The 17560-nt window shown below is 69.5% G+C and carries 14 protein-coding genes and 1 pseudogene; 14 read left to right on the top strand and 1 reads right to left on the bottom strand.

All coding sequences use genetic code 11. The annotated features are described in order from the left end of the window. Positions 1-146 precede the first annotated feature (146 nt). The 7 genes from ACGFYQ_RS11250 (at position 147) to ACGFYQ_RS11220 (ending at position 8418) form a co-directional block, all read left to right on the top strand. A complete protein-coding gene (locus tag ACGFYQ_RS11250; protein ID WP_393742376.1) occupies positions 147-2306 on the top strand; it encodes a SpoIIE family protein phosphatase in 2160 nt (719 codons plus the stop codon). Between the two features lie 181 nt (positions 2307-2487). Next, positions 2488-2931, top strand: a complete 444-nt coding sequence (locus ACGFYQ_RS11245; RefSeq protein ID WP_393742374.1) for a hypothetical protein — start codon at positions 2488-2490, stop codon at positions 2929-2931. A gap of 145 nt (positions 2932-3076) precedes the next feature. Further along, a complete protein-coding gene (locus ACGFYQ_RS11240; RefSeq protein WP_393742372.1) occupies positions 3077-4387 on the top strand; it encodes a hypothetical protein in 1311 nt (436 codons plus the stop codon). A 321-nt stretch (positions 4388-4708) separates the two neighbouring features. Continuing rightward, on the top strand, positions 4709-5545 hold the full coding sequence (locus tag ACGFYQ_RS11235; RefSeq protein ID WP_393742370.1) for a class II glutamine amidotransferase: 837 nt from the start codon (positions 4709-4711) through the stop codon (positions 5543-5545). 33 nt (positions 5546-5578) lie between these two features. Beyond that, positions 5579-5992, top strand: a complete 414-nt coding sequence (locus tag ACGFYQ_RS11230; protein WP_393742368.1) for an SHOCT domain-containing protein — start codon at positions 5579-5581, stop codon at positions 5990-5992. Positions 5993-6076: 84 nt separating this feature from the next. Beyond that, positions 6077-7939, top strand: coding sequence for a glycoside hydrolase family 15 protein (locus ACGFYQ_RS11225; protein ID WP_393742366.1), 1863 nt, complete (start codon positions 6077-6079; stop codon positions 7937-7939). A gap of 8 nt (positions 7940-7947) precedes the next feature. Next, on the top strand, positions 7948-8418 hold the full coding sequence (locus ACGFYQ_RS11220) for a DUF6325 family protein (RefSeq protein WP_393742364.1): 471 nt from the start codon (positions 7948-7950) through the stop codon (positions 8416-8418). Between the two features lie 107 nt (positions 8419-8525). Here the strand turns inward: ACGFYQ_RS11220 and ACGFYQ_RS11215 are convergent, their stop codons facing one another. After that, entirely contained in the window at positions 8526-8816 is a 291-nt protein-coding gene (locus ACGFYQ_RS11215; protein WP_393742362.1) for an SHOCT domain-containing protein, read from the bottom strand. 50 nt (positions 8817-8866) lie between these two features. Between ACGFYQ_RS11215 and ACGFYQ_RS11210 the strand changes: the two are divergent. From ACGFYQ_RS11210 to ACGFYQ_RS11180, 7 genes and pseudogenes are all read left to right on the top strand, one after another. Beyond that, positions 8867-9133: pseudogene (locus tag ACGFYQ_RS11210) on the top strand (MFS transporter); the annotation flags it as partial. 660 nt (positions 9134-9793) lie between these two features. Beyond that, positions 9794-11239: a hypothetical protein gene (locus ACGFYQ_RS11205; RefSeq protein ID WP_393742360.1), complete on the top strand. Its 1446-nt coding sequence runs from the start codon at positions 9794-9796 to the stop codon at positions 11237-11239. Further along, a complete protein-coding gene (locus tag ACGFYQ_RS11200) occupies positions 11236-13029 on the top strand; it encodes a class II fructose-bisphosphate aldolase (protein WP_393742358.1) in 1794 nt (597 codons plus the stop codon). Before ACGFYQ_RS11205 ends, ACGFYQ_RS11200 begins: the two co-directional genes overlap by 4 nt. After that, positions 13016-13492, top strand: coding sequence for a YbaK/EbsC family protein (locus ACGFYQ_RS11195; protein ID WP_393742356.1), 477 nt, complete (start codon positions 13016-13018; stop codon positions 13490-13492). Before ACGFYQ_RS11200 ends, ACGFYQ_RS11195 begins: the two co-directional genes overlap by 14 nt. A gap of 46 nt (positions 13493-13538) precedes the next feature. Continuing rightward, positions 13539-14528, top strand: coding sequence for a DMT family transporter (locus tag ACGFYQ_RS11190; RefSeq protein ID WP_393742354.1), 990 nt, complete (start codon positions 13539-13541; stop codon positions 14526-14528). A 258-nt stretch (positions 14529-14786) separates the two neighbouring features. Beyond that, positions 14787-15419 carry a LysE family transporter gene (locus tag ACGFYQ_RS11185; protein ID WP_393742352.1) on the top strand — a complete coding sequence of 211 codons (633 nt, stop codon included), beginning with the start codon at positions 14787-14789 and terminating at the stop codon, positions 15417-15419. A 123-nt stretch (positions 15420-15542) separates the two neighbouring features. Continuing rightward, a complete protein-coding gene (locus ACGFYQ_RS11180) occupies positions 15543-17369 on the top strand; it encodes a non-ribosomal peptide synthetase (RefSeq protein WP_393742350.1) in 1827 nt (608 codons plus the stop codon). The last annotated feature ends 191 nt before the right edge of the window (positions 17370-17560 follow it).

Genomic DNA, 17560 nt, shown 5'->3' with positions numbered 1-17560 from the left:
GCCCCGTCCCCTACGAAATCCCTGATCAGCGCACCCTTCACCGGGGCCCCAGCCGGGTCGCGGGCAGGGCCGATCGAGGTACGCCGCGGTAGCGCGAAGAGCCTCTGACCTGCCCGTGGGGCACGCTGGTAACGGAGGTGATCGCCGTGACGCAGGCCGATCCGTTCCGGCAGCCGCCGCAGGGCGTTCCGCAGGACGTGGGCCTGGCGGTGCTGGACGCCCTGTTCACCCAGTCACCGGTGGGCCTGCACGTTCTGGACACGGAGCTGCGGATCGTGCGGGTCAATACCGCCACCCGGGCCATGCACGGCGTACCCGCCGAGCGGATCCTCGGGCAGCGTTTCACCGATGCGTTCGCAGGTCCCTCCTCACCGGGGTTCGCGGACCCCTCCTCGCCCGAGGAGGTGGAGACGATGTCCTCGCCCGAGGAGGTGGACAGGATGATCCGCGGCGTGCTGGACAGCGGCGTGGCCGTGCGTGAGCAGCTGGTGCGCTCGCGGCTCGAGGCCTTCCAGGGCCGGGGGAGAACGCACTCGGTCTCGGTGTTCCGCCTGCAGGACCCGGAGGGGAAGGTCCTGGGGGCCGCCGTCGCGGTGGTCGACGTGACGGATCGGGTGGAGGCGCGTGCCCGGCTGCGCGTACGGGACGCCGTACGCGAACGCGTGGGACAGACCCTCGATGTGATCGCCACCTGCCAGGAGCTGGTGGAGACCTTGGTGCCGGCCTTCGCCGACGTCGCCGTCGTCGAGATGGTGGAGGCGGTGGTGCGCGGTGAGGAGCCCCCGACCGGGCCGCTCGCCCAGGACATGCCGTTGCGCCGTGTGGCCTTCCGCGCCCGCGAGGGCCGGCATCAGGCTCAGGCGCATGCCGTGGGCGACGTGCGGAGCCTTCACTACCCGACTCCCTTCACCCAGACGCTGACCGACCTCGTGCCCCGCCTCGTGCCCCTGAGCGGCGACAGCCCGTGGCTGGAGGCCGACCCGACGAGAGCCGCTGCCATCCGCGCGGCCGGAGCCCACACACTCCTCGTGGCCCCCCTGGCTCTGCGCGGGACGGCCCTGGGCCTCGTCAGCCTCTACCGCACCGGACCGTCCGACCCTTTCGACCGACGCGACGTCGGCCTTGCTCGCGACGTGACCACCCACACCGCCCTGTGCGTCGACAACGCGCGCCGCTTCACCCGCGAGCACACCATCGCCGCGACGGTCCAGCGCCATCTGCTGGCCCGCCGCCCCTCCCCGCGGAGCACCCTGGAGACCGCCCGCCTCCACGTGCCCGGCACCGAAGGCGGGGGAGGCTGGTTCGACACGATCCCCCTGTCCGGCGCCCGCACGGCCCTGGTCGTCGGCAATGTCGCCGGCCACGGCATCCAGAGCGCCACCACGATGGGGCAGCTGGGCACCGTCATTCACTCTCTTGCAGCACTGGAGCTGGAACCGGACGAACTCCTCGCGCGCCTCAACGACACGGCCGTCTTCCTGGCAGGAGAACGCGCGGCCCTGCCCGCCGGTGACCCCATGTACCGGCAACCGCTCTCCGCGAGCTGCGTCTACGCGGTGTACGACCCCCTCACCCGCGCGTGCACCTTCGCCTCGGCCGGTCACCCCACGCCGCCGGTGATCGTCCACCCCGGGGGCACCACCGAGGCCGCGGACATCACCGTCGGACCTGCCCTGGGCAGCGCGGAGGGCTCGCCCTTCGCCACCACCACCGTCGAACTCGCCCACGGCAGCATCCTCGCCCTGTACACCCCCTCGCTCCTCTCCACGGCCCGTGACGGCGCCGACGACGACCCCGGCCTTGTCCGGGATGTCCTCGCCCACCCCCACCGGCCTCTCCAGGAGCTGTGCGACGACGCCCTCTACGCCCGCAACGGCAGCAGCCCCGGTGACGCGGTCCTCCTGCTCGCCCGCACCCACGCCCTTCCCGCCCACTCCGCGGTCACCTGGCTCCTCGGCCACGACCTCGCCGAGGCTGCCACCGCCCGCAGACGAACCCGACGGACACTCGCGGACTGGAACGTGGACGAGGACACCGCCGCCGCCACCGAACTGATCGTCAGCGAACTGGTCACCAACGCCCTCCGCTACGGAACTCCGCCCCTGCGGCTACGTCTCATCAAGGACCTCACCCTCACCTGCGAAGTCCATGACACGAGCATCACCACCCCTCATCTGCGCCATGCCCGCACGGTCGACGAGGGAGGGCGCGGCCTGTTCATCGTCGCCCAACTCGCCCAGAGGTGGGGCAGCCGGTACACGGCCGAAGGAAAGACGGTCTGGACCGAACAGGATCTCCTCCCCTGACGCGGCCGGACGTGGCAGACGGGTGATGCGGCGGCTTCGCCGGAATGCGGATCGGCCGCCTCGTGTCCAGGATGGTCTCGACCCCCACCCGTCACGAGGTCCGGGTCGGCCCGTGCTGTCGCCCGCACCAGCCCGATGTCCGCGCCTGCTTCCGGCGCGCAGTCCGATGAAGGAGCTCCTCATGGCACAGCCCTCCACCCCCGCCGCTCCCCGTGGCAGCGCGCCGCACGACAGCCGTAACGCCTGGGCGGCGGGAGGTGCCATGTTCGCCGGTGTCCTGCTCCTGGTGGACGGCGTGTTCGCCATCATCAAGGGCATCTCCAGCATCGCCGACGACGAGGTCTACACACGGCTGGGCAGCTACGTCTTCAAGTTCGATCTGACGGCGTGGGGCTGGATCCACCTCATCCTCGGGATCATCCTCGTCGTCGTCGGCATCGGCGTCCTCAAGGTCGCGGCCTGGGCGCGGGCGCTGGGCGTGGCATTCGCCGCCTGCAGCATCATCCTCAACTTCATGTGGCTGCCGTACACGCCGTTCTGGGCGATCATCTCGATCGTCATCGACATCTTCGTGATCTGGGCGCTGTGCACCGAACCCGGTCGCTCCCGCTCCGCCACCGCCTGACGCACGGCGGGCGCGAGGAGCCGCGAGGCCCCCGGGGCGGGGTCGCGCCACCCGAACGGCCGCTCACAACCCGCACCCCGGTCGGCACGGTGGCCTATTGGGGGTACGACAAGCAGCCCGCCCCGACACCGTCCCCTGGAGCGTCATGAGTCTGCCGTCCGAACCGCCCGGCGAGGCGCCCGCACCGCGTGAAAAGGGCGAGTCCTCGCGGGCCGGGAAGATCGTGAAGAGCTGTGTCTCGGCCGTGCTGATCACGCTCACGTGCATCCTCGTGCCGGTCTCCCTGCTCACCGTCTGGGTGCACGACATCGTGCTCGACACCGACCGGTACGTCTCCACCGTGTCCCCGCTCGCTTCGAACCCGGCGATCGAGGAGGCCGCCGTCCACCGCATCACGGAGGCAGCGGACGTGCGGGTCAACGGCGCGCAGGTCACCGCCGACCTGGCGAAGTGGCTGGAATCCCAGGGGCTGCCGCCCCGGGTCGGTACGGCCGTCAAGGCGCTGGGTCCGCAGCTGGACTCGGCCGCGAACGCGGCGGTCTCGAAGGTGGCGACCCGCTTCGTGGAGAGCGACCGGTTCGAGAGGGTCTGGACCGGAGCGAACCGTGCCGCCCACACCGCGGTGGTGCGCGCGCTGACCGGTGAGGGCCGCGGCGCGGTCGAGGTCGAGGGCGGGACCGTCACCCTCGACGTGGGCGTCGCCGTGGAGAACGTCAAGGAGGAGCTCGTCAAGGCGGGGATCTCCCCGGCCGAGAAGATTCCCGACGTCAAGAAGCAGATGGTGCTCTTCCAGTCCGACAAGCTGGAGAAGATCAGAGGAGGGGTCCACCTCCTGGACGTCGTCGGGAACTGGCTGCCCATTCTCACGGTGGTCCTCGGTGCGATCGGAGTGCTGCTCGCGCGGCGCCGACGGCGTGCCCTGGTGACCACCATGCTGTGCGCGGCCGCCGCCTGCCTGATCGTCGCCATCGGCCTGGTCATCGCCCGCCGCTACTACCTCGACCACCTCCCGCAGCAGGTTCAGTCGCCGGCGGCGGCAGCGGCGGTCTTCGACACGCTCGTGCGGTTCCTGAGAGTCAGCCTCCGGACCGCGATGGTCCTCGGCGTCGTCGTGGCGCTCGGCGCCTACCTGTCCGGCGCCGGCCGGCTGCCGCGCGGCCTGCGCGGCAGGGCCGAGCGCGCGGCCGACTCCGCCGCGCACTGGGGCGCCGGTCACGGGGTACGCACCGGCGGCGTCGGCACGTGGGTGGAAGCCCACCGGCGCCTGCTCACCGTGGGCGCACTCCTCATCGTCGCGCTCGTGTTCGCACTGTGGAACCACCCCACGGTGCTCACGGTCCTGCTGCTGGTCCTGATCCTGCTCGCCGTACTCGCCGTACTCTCCCTGCTGGCGGCCAGTGGCCGCACCCCTCCTGGAGCCACTCGGTCGCCCTCCGCTCCATCGGACGAAATCTGATGGTGAGTCATTTCGCTGATGAGCGGGGTGGGTTGAACACATTCGCCCCGGTGCTCGGCCGGGAGCACTGCGTCCGAACGGCCGTCGGCGGCCTATGCCTTGCGCCCGGCGGTTGCCCGGGGCGACACGGGCACCCGGGGCGACACGGGCACCCGGAGCCGGTAGGCGAGCGCCTCCCCGCCCGCATGGCGATACCCGGTGAGGGAGACGAGAATGAGAGGGCCGGATGAGAGGCGCCCGGTCGCAGACGGCGCCGCCCGCAGCACGTGCGGGAACGTACTGGTACCTCCCGCGGTGCAGTAGGAACACAGGTGATCGCGTATGTGCCGATGGCTCGCCTACTCGGGAACGCCCATGCTGCTGGACACCATCCTGTACAAACCGGCCCACTCGCTGATCGACCAGAGCCTGCACTCGAAGCTGGGTGTGGAGACGACGAACGGCGACGGCTTCGGCGTCGGGTGGTACACGGAGGACGACAACAGCACTCCGGCGCTCCTCAGGGACGTCGGCCCCGCGTGGAACAACCGCAACCTGCGGGAAATCGCGGACCATGTCCGCTCCCCGTTGTTCTTCGCCCATATCCGGGCGTCGACCGGTACGGCGGTACAGCAGTCGAACTGCCACCCGTTCCGGCACGGCCGTTGGATGTTCATGCACAACGGCGGCATCTCAGGTTTCCACCTCATGCGCCGGGACCTCTGTCTGCTCGTCGACCCCGCCCTGTTCGCCGACATCGAGGGAACGACGGACTCCGAGGTGATGTTCTACCTGGCCCTCACCTTCGGCCTGGACCAGGACCCGCCGGCCGCCGTGGCCCGAATGGCCGGGGTGGTGGAGCGCGCCGGGCGCGAACACGGCGTGGAGTTCCCGCTCCAGATGACGCTCGCCGTGACCGACGGCGAACGCGTGTGGGCCTTCCGCTACTCCACCCAGGGCGCTTCCCGGTCGCTGTTCTACAGCAGCCGGGTGGACGCCCTGCGCAGACTGCACCCCGATATGGCCTTCCTGCAGGAAGTGTCCGATGAGACCCGTCTCGTCGTGTCCGAACCCCTCGGTGACCTGCCAGGCGCCTGGAACGAGGTACCGGAGAGCACCTACGGCCTCGTACAACCCGGCGCGGACTCACTGCACCCCTTCGCCCCGGTGCCCGCCTGACGCGGTGAATGACTATCGACAGGAGACCTGGCCATGCAGGACTCGATGCTCTACCTGGCGTACGACTACCCCCTGCTGAACATGTTCTGGACCATGATGCTCATCTTCCTGTGGGTGCTCTGGTTCATGCTGCTCTTCCGCGTCATCGGAGACATCTTCCGTGACGACGACCTGAGCGGCTGGGGCAAAGCGGGATGGACCGTCTTCGTCATCCTGCTGCCCTTCCTGGGCGTCTTCGTCTATCTGATCGCCCGGGGGCGCGGAATGGGCGAACGCGAGCTGAGGCGGGCCCAGGACCAGGAGCAGGCCTTCCGCTCCTACGTGCGCGAGAGCGCCGGGACCACCAGCCACGTCGAGGAACTGTCCAAGCTGGCCGAGCTCAAGGACCGCGGCGACATCACGGCGGCCGAGTACGAGACAGCCAAAGCCAAGCTCCTCTCGGCCTGAGGCAGGTCCGGCCTGCCCGGCAACCGCCCGCCGCACCTCCTGTCGCTGCCCGGCCGGGCAGCGACAGCCCACCTTGGAGGACCGATGCGCGCCTACCCGCCGGTCGCCGAGCACGGCATGATCGGAGACCTGCAGACCTGCGCGCTCGTCTCGTCCGAGGGCGTGCTCAACTGGTTCTGCTCGCCTCGCTTCGACTCACCCAGCATCTTCGCCGGCTTGCTCGACCACGACCGCGGCGGATACTTCGCGGTCACCGCGGACGCGCCCGATGTCGCCGAAGGCGAGCCCGCGAGGAACGCCGAGGTCGTCACCCGCCAGCTCTACCTCGCCGACACCGCCGTCCTCATCACCCGTTTCCTCACCCACGAAGGCGTCGGCGAGGTCATCGACTTCATGCCCGTCCACGCGCCGCACGCCGCCACCGACCGGCACCAAGTGGTGCGGGTCCTGCGTGTGGTGCGCGGGACCGTGCGCTTCACGCTGGAATGCCGGCCGCGCTTCGACTACGGCCGGGCGCCGCACGACCTGACCGTCGACGGCGCCACCGCACGCTTCGACGGACCGGGCGTCACCGCACACCTGCAAGCCCTGGGCCCCATGGCCCTGGAGGCCGACGAGAGGGATGTGCGGGCCACCGTGACCCTGGCCGAGGGGGAACGCGCGGCCGCCCTGCTGACCGTCTGTGACGCCGACAGCGCGGCCCCGCCGGCGCCGACCGCGGATGCCGTGGCGGAGGAGTTCAACGCCGTGCGCGAGTTCTGGCACGGCTGGATCGGACGCTGCACCTACCGCGGCCGGTGGCAGGAGACGGTCAACCGGTCCGCCATCACCCTCAAGCTCATGACGTACGCGCCCACGGGGGCGCCGATCGCGGCCGCGACCATGGGGCTGCCCGAGCAGGTGGGCGGCGAGCGCAACTGGGACTACCGCTACACCTGGGTCCGTGACGCCTCCCTCGCGGTGCGTGCCATGCGCGAGCTCGGCTTCATCGAGGAAGCGAACGCCTTCCGCGGCTGGCTCATAGAGCGCCTGAGGGACGGCGGGGCGCCCAACGGCGAACCCCTGCAGATCATGTACCGCGTCGACGGCGACCCGCACCTGTCCGAGGAGGTCCTCGACCACCTGGAGGGCTGGCAGGCATCCGCCCCGGTGCGCGTGGGCAACGGCGCCGCCGACCAGCTGCAGATGGACATCTACGGCGAGGCCGTCTACGCCCTGGCCCAGACCGGCCAGGTCAGCGGTGTCGTCGGCTACGACGACTGGCAGCGCTCCGCGGCCCTGCTGGACTGGCTCTGCGACCACTGGGACCGCCCCGACGAGGGCATCTGGGAGACCCGCGGCGGCCAGAAGGACTTCACCTACAGCCGGCTCATGTGCTGGGTCGCCTTCGACCGCGGCATCCGCCAGGCCTCGGCCAACGCCCGCCCGGCCGACCTGACCCGCTGGACCGCGGCGCGCGACGCGATCCTCGAACAGATCATGACCAGCGGCTGGAGCGAGGAACGCGGGGCCTTCGTCCAGCACTACGGCAGCGCCGTCCTGGACGCCTCCCTGCTGATGATGCCGCTCGTCGGCTTCATCGCCCCCAAGGACCCGCGCTGGCTCTCGACCCTCGACGCCATGGACAGAGAACTCGTCTCCGACAGCCTCGTCTACCGCTATGACCCCGCCGCCTCCCCCGACGGCCTGCAGGGGTCCGAGGGCACCTTCTCCCTGTGCACCTTCCTGTACGTCTACGCCCTCGCCAGGGCCGGCCGGGTCCATCAGGCCCGCTACGCCTTCGACAAGATGCTCACCTACGCCAACCACGTCGGGCTCTTCGCCGAGGAGGTCGGCCTCACCGGCGAGCAGCTCGGCAACTTCCCGCAGGCCTTCACCCACCTCGCCCTCATCGCCGCGGCACTCGCACTCGACACCGAACTCGACCGGACCGCAAGCACCGCTTAGGAGCGCTCATGACCGACAACATCGAAGAAATGGGCCCCGTCGACTACGTGATCGTCGAGTTCCCGGGAAACAAGATGACGGGCGAGGCGTTCCCCCTGCTGGTCGACCTCGTGGACAAGGGCATCATCCGCCTCCTCGACCTCCGCTTCGTACGGAAGGACGCCGACGGGACGGTCACCGCCATGGAGCTCTCGGAAGCCGGGGACGGCGAGAGCACGCTCACCCTGTCCGTCTTCGAAGGCGCCTCCTCCGAACTGCTGGGCCAGGACGACCTCGACGAGGCGGGCAACGCCCTGCAGCCGGGCAACGCGGCCGCGATCCTGGTGTACGAGAACCGCTGGGCGGCCCCCTTCGCCGTAGCCCTGCGGCGCAGCGGCGCGCAGTTGGTGGCGAGCGGCCGCATTCCCGTGCAGGCCCTGCTGGCCTCCATCGACGCGGAGGAGGCCGACGAGAACGGCGGGCCGCCGGCCACGGGATGACCGGGTCGTCGGTGCGCGGCCGCTATCCCCTCACGTAGCCGGAGGCCGGGACGCTGTCCCGGCCTCCGGAGGAGGGTGTACGGATCCGGTCGGCACGACCGGAGGGGTCACGTGCCGAGGATCTTTCTCTTCTGCTCCGCGAACTCCGCCTCGGTCAGGAGTCCTTGCTCCTTCAACGCTCCGAGTTCCTTCAGCTGATCGATCCTGCTGCTCATGTCATCGGCCACCGGTGGCGCAGCAGCGGGTGCGGGTGCGGGGGCGGCGTCCTGCTGCTCAGCGGCTGGAGTGTCCTGCGCGGCCCACCGGCCCGCCTGGCGCCGCGAGACCCGATTGGAAACCGCCGTTGCCGTACCGGCCACCACTGCGGTGCGCGCTACTCCTCGAAGAAGACCAGGCACGTCGTACCTCCCTTGCTCTCGATCCTCCCCTTTCCTTCCAGCATCGCACCGGCGGAAGGCTTCGCGCGCCCCAGGGAACGGCTGCTGCTCGCCGATGCCGCATGTTCGCCGTCGGACTCGTCCTCTACGCGACGGGCTCCGCGATCACCGCCCTGTCTCCGACCGGCGCCATCGGCGGTCTGGCCGGCGCGGGCATCGCGGTGGGACCGCTGGTCGGCGGCTGGGTGACGACGTACCTGACGTGGCGGCTCGTCTTCGCCGCCGAAGTGGTCCTCGTCGCGGTCATCCTGTGTTTCATCCGGTGGATCAAGGAGGTGGCGTCACCACGCACCGTGGTGCGTTCGGCACTCCTGGTGCTGCTCGGGCTTCCTGTGGCTCGTCTCCACCATCGATCCCGAGATCGACGACGCGTCCTTCGCCGTGGCGATGGGCATCCTCGGGGTCGGCATCCTCCTTGGGGGCGGGCGTCAGCTTCGTGACCACCGACCAGGTACGTGCCGCCGCCGAACAGGCCTCGCTGCCCGCCCGGCCGCCCCGACCGCCCGGCCAAGGCCCCCGCCCCTCACAGAACAGCGCGGAAGGGAAGCAGGTCAGCGAGCCGGACGACGGGCGCCGGCCACCTCATGTCCGCACACTGACCCAAGAACTGACGGTTCATCAGAAGGAATGTCCACCTCCGCAGAAGATCTTTGACGGGGACAGTGATCGCTGTTAGCGTGCGCGTGTTTCCGGGACGATCCTCGGAAGGGATGCACGGGGGAGCTCGTACGCGAGTGTGCATCGCACGTGGTACAGCCACGTTCGGATGCGGTCCCCTTGAATGTCTAGTTCCGGCTTCGTCCGGCGCCAGTGGTACTGGCCAGACATACAGTCCTGCACAGTGTCGTGCTCGGATGTTGCTCCTTCCCACGTCCTGTTTCTCATCGGTTGCTGCCGGTCATCGAGGCTCGGCAGGCATGCATGGGGGGCGTTTGATCATGCGCGTAGCGGAACACAACGGGGGCGTCGTCGCCCTGGTCGAAGAGGCCGGGCGGCTCGACCAGTCGTCCGAACTCACCACCGAGACCCCTGTGGTCTCGTCTTCTCCCTATGCGTTGGGGGAGGTGTGGGCCGACGGCTGGGTGTCGGACGCCATGGAGCGTCTGGCCTCGGACTTCGTTCTCGACAACACCTACCGGGACCAGCACCTGAGCCTCACCGCCAGCGAGAACTACCCGAGCAGGCTGGTGCGGATGCTCGGCAGCGGTTTGCAGGGCGGGTTCTACGAGTTCGCCCCGCCGTACCCCTCCACCCCCGGTGAATGGGCCTTCCCCGACTCGGGGGCCATGGCATCACTGGTGGCGAAGCTGACGGGCATCGGGAAGCAGCTCTTCGAGGCGGCCTCCTTCGACTGGCGCCCCAACGGAGGGTCGGTGGCGGAGCAGGCCGTCCTGCTGGGCACCTGCGGACGGGGTGACGGCTACGTGCACTTCGCGCACAAGGACGGCGGCCACTTCGCCCTGGAGTCGCTGGCCACCGTCGCGGGCATCAACACGTACCACCTCCCGATGGTGGACCGGACCCTCCTCATCGACGTGGACCGCCTCGCCACCCTGGTGAAGGAACATCCGGAGATCAAACTCGTCCTGCTCGACCAGTCGTTCAAACTGCGCTGGCAGCCGTTGGCGCAGATCAGGGCCGCCCTTCCCGAAGGCGTGTTCCTCGCCTACGACGCCAGCCACGACGGCGCCCTGATCGCGGGCGGAGTGCTGCCGCAGCCGACGCTGCTCGGCGCGGACGCGGTACACGGGAACACCCACAAGACCATCCCCGGGCCGCAGAAGGCCTACATCGCCTTCCGGGACGCCGACCATCCGAAACTGCGGGCGGTCTCGGACTGGGTCTGCCCGCAGATGCAGAGCAACTCCCACGCCGAGCTGATCGCGCCCATGTACGTGGCCCTCTCGGAGATGTCCCTCTACGGCCACGACTACGCACGCCAGATCGTCGCCAACGCCAAGGCGCTGGCCACCGCGCTGCACGAGGAGGGAGTGCGCGTCTCCGGGGAGTCCTTCGGGTTCACCGAGACCCACCAGGTCCACGTCATCACCGGATCGGCCTCCGACGCGCTGCGGCTGTCCCTCGGGGACCTGGCCCTGGCCGGCATCCGTACCACCAACATCGAGGTGCCGGGCAGCAACGGACTGCACGGCCTGCGGCTCGGCGTGCAGGCGATGACCCGGCGCGGACTCGGCGAGGCGGCGATGCACGAGGTGGCCCGGCTGGTGGCCAGGGTGGTGCTGGGCCGGGCCGAGCCCGCGGCGGTCCGGGCCGAGGTCGCCGACCTGCTCCAGCACCACACCCTCGACCGACTCGCCTACTCCTTCGACCACTACGCCGACTCCCCCGCCGCGCAGACGCTGCTGGCCGAGGTGCTGCGGTGAACCCGGTGCCGGGCACGGCCGGTCGGCGCGGCGACACCCCGCACGCCGTGGTCGACGCGGACGTCTGGAACACCGAGTGGGCCCGACTGCTCCTGTCACGGCTCGGGATACGGGCCATCATCGCGGACGGCCGGTTGTCCCCCGAGCGCGTGCTCGACACGCTCGCCGCCCAGTCCGTGGCCGTCGTGTGCGAGGAGCTGCCGGTCAGCGGCCTCGCCGCGATGACCTGGGTCGCGCGCCGGACCGAGGCGCTGCGGCGAAGCGATCCGACGCTCGGGATCGTCTTCGTGGTCGAGGACCGTGCGGCACTGGATCCGCGCACCCTGCCCCCGCTGGTGCGGATCCTGGCTCCCGGCGACACCGATCTGCACGCCTTCGTGGAAGAGGTGCAGCGCGTCCGCCGGGAGGTCCACTGGGAACTGCGCAACAGACGTCCCGCCGCGGTGGCCGCCACCGTCGACACACGGCCCGGACGCTGGGCGGGCAGCGTGCCGAACTTCAACGTCAAGCATCCGTCCATGCTGCTGCCCTTCGCCCTGCTCTCCGCGCGGACGCGGCAGGAGGTCTACTGCGAGATCTCGCCGCAGGAAGCGCTGCTGTTCATCGCGCCGACCGCGGGCGAGGGTCCGCTCGCAGCCGTCACCGAGGTCTTCCGTACGCTGAAGCGGGACGTCGACCGGCTCAACGCCGAGCTCGGCTCACGTCTGCGCCTGCACCTGGACCACGCGGATGACTACGAGGTCGTCCGCGCGGCCTGCGAGGCGGGATTCGACTCGGTCATGGCCGACGGGTCCGGCCGTACGCTGCACCAGAACGTGCTGTTCACCAACGCGGCCACGGCGCTGGCGCGCCAGTACGGCGTACTCGTCGAGGGCGAGATCGGGGCCATTGACAGCGCGGGACTGCGCAAGTGGTCCAAGACGACCGAAGCCGACTTCACCCGCTTCGTCGAGGACACGGACCTCGACTTCATCGGGGGTCACGTGGGCCAGTTCCACAGCTTCGACTACGGCTTCGCCTCCACCCGCCGGTCGCTGGCCGAGATCGGCCTGCTGGACGACCGCGCCTCGGAGGGCGACCTGCACGCCTTCGCCGAGGCGTGCACCCGGGTCGTGGCATCCCTGACGGACGTCGGGTTTCCCGCCCACTCGGCCGAGCACCGCCTGGTCGCCGCCCTGGCCCGCCGAGCGATGGACGGCGACGAGGAGGAGCAGCTCCACTCGGTGCTCCGCGATGCCCGCGCCGCCGTCCCCGTCTTCCGGCGGCCGCTGCTGGACGTCCTCGAGAGGGAGTGGCTGGAGCGGCGGCTGGAGAAGGCCCGGCGCAAGGCGCAGCTGTGGGAGGAGGTCTTCCACACCGAGCCCGCGCGGGAGCACCGGCACGCCGTCATCGACCACGGGCTCATCCGGACCCTGGTGGGGACGCTGAAGGAGAGCGGCCGGGGACTGGTCGTGCACGGCGGCAGTTCACTCTCCAGGGTCGACCTCTCGGTCCTCCCGTCGCACGGCGTCGCCCGGGTGAACTTCGGCAGCGGGATCTACTCCGACTACCTCGAAGCGCTGCGCGCCCACGTCCCCGTGGACCCCACCGCTCCTACGGGTACGGGGACGTGGAAGCACATGCGCCGCATGTCCTATCTTGCCGAAGCGACCAGCGACTGGCGCTCCTGGACCGACGCGCCACCGCCGTTCGTCGACACGTTCGTCAGCCTGCTGGAGCGCCGCTACGCGGCCCCGCTCCGCCGCACCCGCACACAGAGCACCTGGGAGCCCGCAGTTGAGTCCGTTTGAGCAGATCATCGACCTCCTCGAGCGTGAGAAGGCCGAGTACCGCACGATCGAGCACGCCCCCGAGGGACGCTCCGAAGAGGTGTCCGCGGTGCGCGGCACGACCGTGTCGCAGGGCGCCAAGGCGCTGGTGTGCAGGGTGAAGGGGATCGACTCCCCCGCGGTGCTCGCCGTTCTGGGGGGCGACCGGCGCGCGGACATGAAGAAGATCGTCGCCGCCGCCGCCGGCCGCAAGGGCGGCTTCGCACCGGCGGAACTGGCGGAGGAGCTGACCGGCTGCGTCATCGGAGCCATCCCGCCGTTCTGGCTCACGGCCGCCCTGCCCGTGGTCGTGGACGCGGACTTCCTCGGAACCTACGAGGAGATCGCCTTCAACGCCGGGCGGCTGGACCGGTCCGTCGTCATGAGCGCGGAGGACTACGTGAGGATCGTCGCGCCCACCGTGGCCCCCATCTCCGCCGACTGACGGCTGACGCTGAGGGCCGCGCGGCCCGAGAAGGAGGTACGTCGGCGTGCGTGCGAAAATCGTCGCGCAGTTCGTCGCCCTCGCCTGTGCGTGGGGGTCGAGTTTCCTGTTCATCAAGGTCGCCCTGGCAGGCATGACCCCCGGTCAGGTCGTGTGGGGGCGCTTGGTGCTGGGCGCGCTGACCCTCTCCGCGATCGTGATCGTGACGCGCAGCCGGATTCCCCGGGAGCCGGGGCTCTGGCTCCGGCTCAGCGTCGTCGCCGTCCTGCTGTGCGTGGTGCCGTTCCTGCTCTTCTCCTGGGCCGAGCAGCACCTCGCGTCCGGCATGGCGAGCATCCTCAACGCGACCACTCCGCTGCTGACGCTGGTGGTCAGTACGGTCGCCCTCGCGGACGAGCGGCTGACCCGGCGCCGGACGGCCGGCCTGCTCACCGGGTTCCTCGGAGTGCTGACGCTGATCGGTGCGAGCGGCCTGTCCGGCGGCGGCCACCTGGGAGCCGAACTCGCCTGCCTGGGAGCGACCACCTGTTACGGCTTCGCCTTCGTCTACTTACGCCGTCACATCGCCCCCAGGGCACTGCCGGCGGTGAGCGTCGCCTTCGTCCAGGTGGCGATCGGCGCGCTGATCATGCTGGCGGCCACGCCCTGGCTGGCGCGGTCCGCTCCACGGCTCGACACGGGCATCACGCTGAGCATGGTGGCGCTGGGGGCGGTGAGCACCGGTCTCGCCTATCTGTGGAACAACAACATCGTCCAGGCCTGGGGCGCGGTGAACGCCGCTGCGGTCACCTACCTCACGCCCGTGGTCGGAGTCACGGCGGGTGTGGTCCTGCTGGACGAGCAACTGACCTGGAACCAGCCCCTCGGTGCCGGGCTCGTCATCGTCGGGATCCTCGCCGCCCATGGTGCCCCGCGCCCGGCGCACCGGCCTGCCGAGTCCACCGGATCCGCCGGGTCCACCGCCCCCGAGTCCGCCGAACGTATATCCGGAGCCGCCACTCCTGTGGCCGACTCCACCGAACGCATTGCGCCGTGAATCACGAACTGCGCCTGCCGTGACGGCGTCGCGGGCAACCGGATGACGTTGAAGCTCTTACTAAATCCGGAATGCCTTACACCGTATCCATGCATGGGACTGCCTTTTGTTGCGCCCGGATGGCGGAATGACTGATACCGCATCCATATATTGGACCGGTTTTCTACTGGACGGCATGGCCTGTATATGCTGCGTGCCGATCGCCGGAAGAAGTGTCGGTGGTCGCACATAAACGTATGAGGGGGAGGGCTCAGAGCCATGCCGATGAGTGTCTGGATAACCTGTTTCGCGGCTTCGTGGATATTTTCCCTGTCGCCGGGTTCGGGTTCTGTTTTCTCTATGTCGAACGGCCTGAACTACGGTTTCCGGCGCGGCTATCTGGGAGCGGTCGGCCTGGTGATCGGCCTGTGGGCCGTATTCCTCGCCGTCGTCGTCGGGCTCGGGGTGGTGATCCAGGCGTCGCCGATCGCCTTCAACGTGCTCAAGTGGGCCGGCGTTGCCTATCTGTTCTACCTCGGCCTGTCGCAGTGGCGGTCCAAGGCGTCGCCGATCACTCTCGGCCAGAAGGAGAAGGCGCGTATCGGCGCCCTTGAGATCATCGGCAAGGGCATTTCGCTGAACCTGATCAACCCCAAGGGCTACATCTTCATGCTGGCGGTGATCCCCCAGTTCATCGTCGCCGGACTGCCGCTCACTCCCCAGTACCTCGCAGTCGCCTTGACCATGGCCTTCACGGACCTCGTGGTGATGGCGGGATACACCGGACTCGCGTCCCGCGTCGCCCTCCGCCTGAAGACCGAGAGCCAGGTCAACACCCTGAACAAGGTCTTCGGAGCGCTGTTCATGGTCGCCGCCGTCGTGCTGGCGACGTTCCAGCAGACCCACAGCTGACACCGGCCGCTTCGAGGGCCGGCCCGGCCCCGCGCCTGGGCCGGTCCCCACCATTCGGCGTCCGTGGCCCACTGAGAACACGAAATCCTCACCCGAGGCAGATCAGTGAGGAAACCTCATCAGATGGAAGGAACAGCCGTGCAGGCGGTCCACACCCTTTTGCAGCGGGCGTGCGAGAAATACGCTCACGCGACCGCCATCACCTCCTCCTCCGAGTCGATCACATTCTCCGATCTTCTGGTGCGCGCCCGAAAAATGGCTGTCGATCTGGAGTCCCAGGGCATCGGGAAGGGCGATGTCGTCGGAATTCTCGGCCGCCGTGGCACGCCGGCGATCGTGGCCGTATTCGGCGTGTGGATGGCGGGCGCGATCGTCATGCTCGTCGACGAAACCCTGCCGGATATGCGGCGTGAGACCATGCTCGATTCCGGCGGTGTCCGGGCGACCGTCTCCTGCGCGGACGACCAGCGAATCAGCTTGCGGGCCGACCCCGTGGTCCTCGACGACGCGGACTACGCCTATGTCGCCTTCACCTCCGGATCGACGGGCAAGCCCAAAGCGATCATCGGCAGCCACACGGGCCTGTCGCTGTTCCTCCAGTGGCAGTCCGACGAATTCTCCATCGGGCCGGACGACCGCTTCGCGCACCTCACCAACCTGTCGTTCGACGTCTGGTTCCGGGACGCCCTGACGCCCCTCATATCCGGCGCCACCCTGTGCATTCCGGATGAGCCGCACCTCGATGCCGTCGGCGTTCTGGAATTCCTGCGGAGCCGGCAGATCACGGGGCTGCACCTGGTCCCTTCGCTCGGCAAGCTGTGGACGGCCGGACCCGCGGAGATCGAGCCGGTACCGACCGTCCGCCATGCCTTCTTCGCCGGTGAGCCGCTGGACGGCGCGCTCGTGAGCCGTTGGCGGGACCTGTTTCCGCACTGCCAGGTGGTGAATCTCTACGGTCCGACCGAGACGACGCTGGCTCAGCACTTCTACCGGGTGCCGCGGAGCGTGACCTCCGGGATCCAACCGGTGGGCCGGAGCCTTCCGCGGTCGAAGAGCTACGTCCTGGACGACGACAAGCGGCTCTGCGCGGACGATGCCGTCGGCCAGATCTTCATCGCGGCGGACCATCCCTCGTACGGCTATCTCGTCGACGGCCGGATCGTGTCGCCCTTAGTGGAGGTCCACGTCGGCGGGGAGCGCGTCACCGCCTATCCGACGGGCGATCTCGGTCGCCGAACCGGGCAGGGAGAGCTGGAGATCCTCGGCCGCGCGGACGAGCAGATCAAGATCGGGGGTGTCCGGATCGAGCTGCAGGAGGTGCGCTCCGCGATCCAGTCGCACCCGAGTGTCCGCGACGCCTTCGTGTGTGCGCAGGAAGACCGTTTCACCAAGGTCATCGTCGCGGTCGTGGAAGGCGACGCGACGGCCGAGCAAGAGCTCCGCGCGTATCTGAACGTACGCCTGCTGAGTGCCATGCTCCCGTCGGCGTTCCTGTTCGTGCCCGAACTGCCGAAGCTCCCCAACGGGAAGGTCGATCGCAAGACGCTCGCGGAAGTCGCCCGCAGCCATGTCCAGGACCGGGCCCGACGCGCCGTCTCCACGGGACATCCGGGCGGGAAGGCCGGGTCGGTGGCCGACCGGCTGGAGCGGATCTGGCTCGCCGTGGCGGGCGGCGGCGCCGCGCGGCTGACCGACCGCGAATCCACCTTCTTCGGCGTGGGCGGAACCTCCCTGAGGATCGTCGTCCTCCATGCGGAGATCCAGGCCGAGTTCGGCGTCCGCTTTCCGCTCGTCCGATTGTTCGAGCACGCCTCCTTCAACGCTCAGCGTCGATTCCTCGAAGACATGACGAAGGACCCGGGCAGTCACGCGCCGAGCGCCGCGGGGGCCGTTCCCCGCGCCGCCGCACGGCGTCGCGTGCTGTCGGCCAGGCGCTCCCGTCATCTCTAGTGCTGTGACCGGCAAGGTTCACCGGGTCGCGACGCTCCCCCGGCTACCTCCCCCAGACTCCGTCCGGGGGGACCCCCAGGGAGGTACCCCCAAGCACGGCACCTCGCAGCGTTGTCGGACCGCGCAAGTACGTCCAGTACGAGCCGCGGCCCTCCGCCTTGCGATGCACCGCACCTGGGGGCACCTCCCAG

The sequence above is a fragment of the Streptomyces sp. NPDC048258 genome, assembly GCF_043201995.1.
Taxonomy (GTDB): domain Bacteria; phylum Actinomycetota; class Actinomycetes; order Streptomycetales; family Streptomycetaceae; genus Streptomyces.
Note: the sequence above shows the minus strand (reverse complement) of the source record. Positions and strands in the feature narration are given on the sequence as shown.

Bases quoted from the DNA above. Each gene is read 5' to 3' on its own strand.
- ACGFYQ_RS11245 (WP_393742374.1), top strand. From the start codon at position 2,488: ATGGCACAGCCCTCCACCCCCGCCGCTCCCCGTGGCAGCGCGCCGCAC.
- ACGFYQ_RS11240 (WP_393742372.1), top strand. From the start codon at position 3,077: ATGAGTCTGCCGTCCGAACCGCCCGGCGAGGCGCCCGCACCGCGTGAA.
- ACGFYQ_RS11235 (WP_393742370.1), top strand. From the start codon at position 4,709: ATGTGCCGATGGCTCGCCTACTCGGGAACGCCCATGCTGCTGGACACC.
- ACGFYQ_RS11230 (WP_393742368.1), top strand. From the start codon at position 5,579: ATGCAGGACTCGATGCTCTACCTGGCGTACGACTACCCCCTGCTGAAC.
- ACGFYQ_RS11225 (WP_393742366.1), top strand. From the start codon at position 6,077: ATGCGCGCCTACCCGCCGGTCGCCGAGCACGGCATGATCGGAGACCTG.
- ACGFYQ_RS11220 (WP_393742364.1), top strand. From the start codon at position 7,948: ATGACCGACAACATCGAAGAAATGGGCCCCGTCGACTACGTGATCGTC.
- ACGFYQ_RS11205 (WP_393742360.1), top strand. From the start codon at position 9,794: ATGCGCGTAGCGGAACACAACGGGGGCGTCGTCGCCCTGGTCGAAGAG.
- ACGFYQ_RS11185 (WP_393742352.1), top strand. From the start codon at position 14,787: ATGCCGATGAGTGTCTGGATAACCTGTTTCGCGGCTTCGTGGATATTT.
- ACGFYQ_RS11180 (WP_393742350.1), top strand. From the start codon at position 15,543: ATGGAAGGAACAGCCGTGCAGGCGGTCCACACCCTTTTGCAGCGGGCG.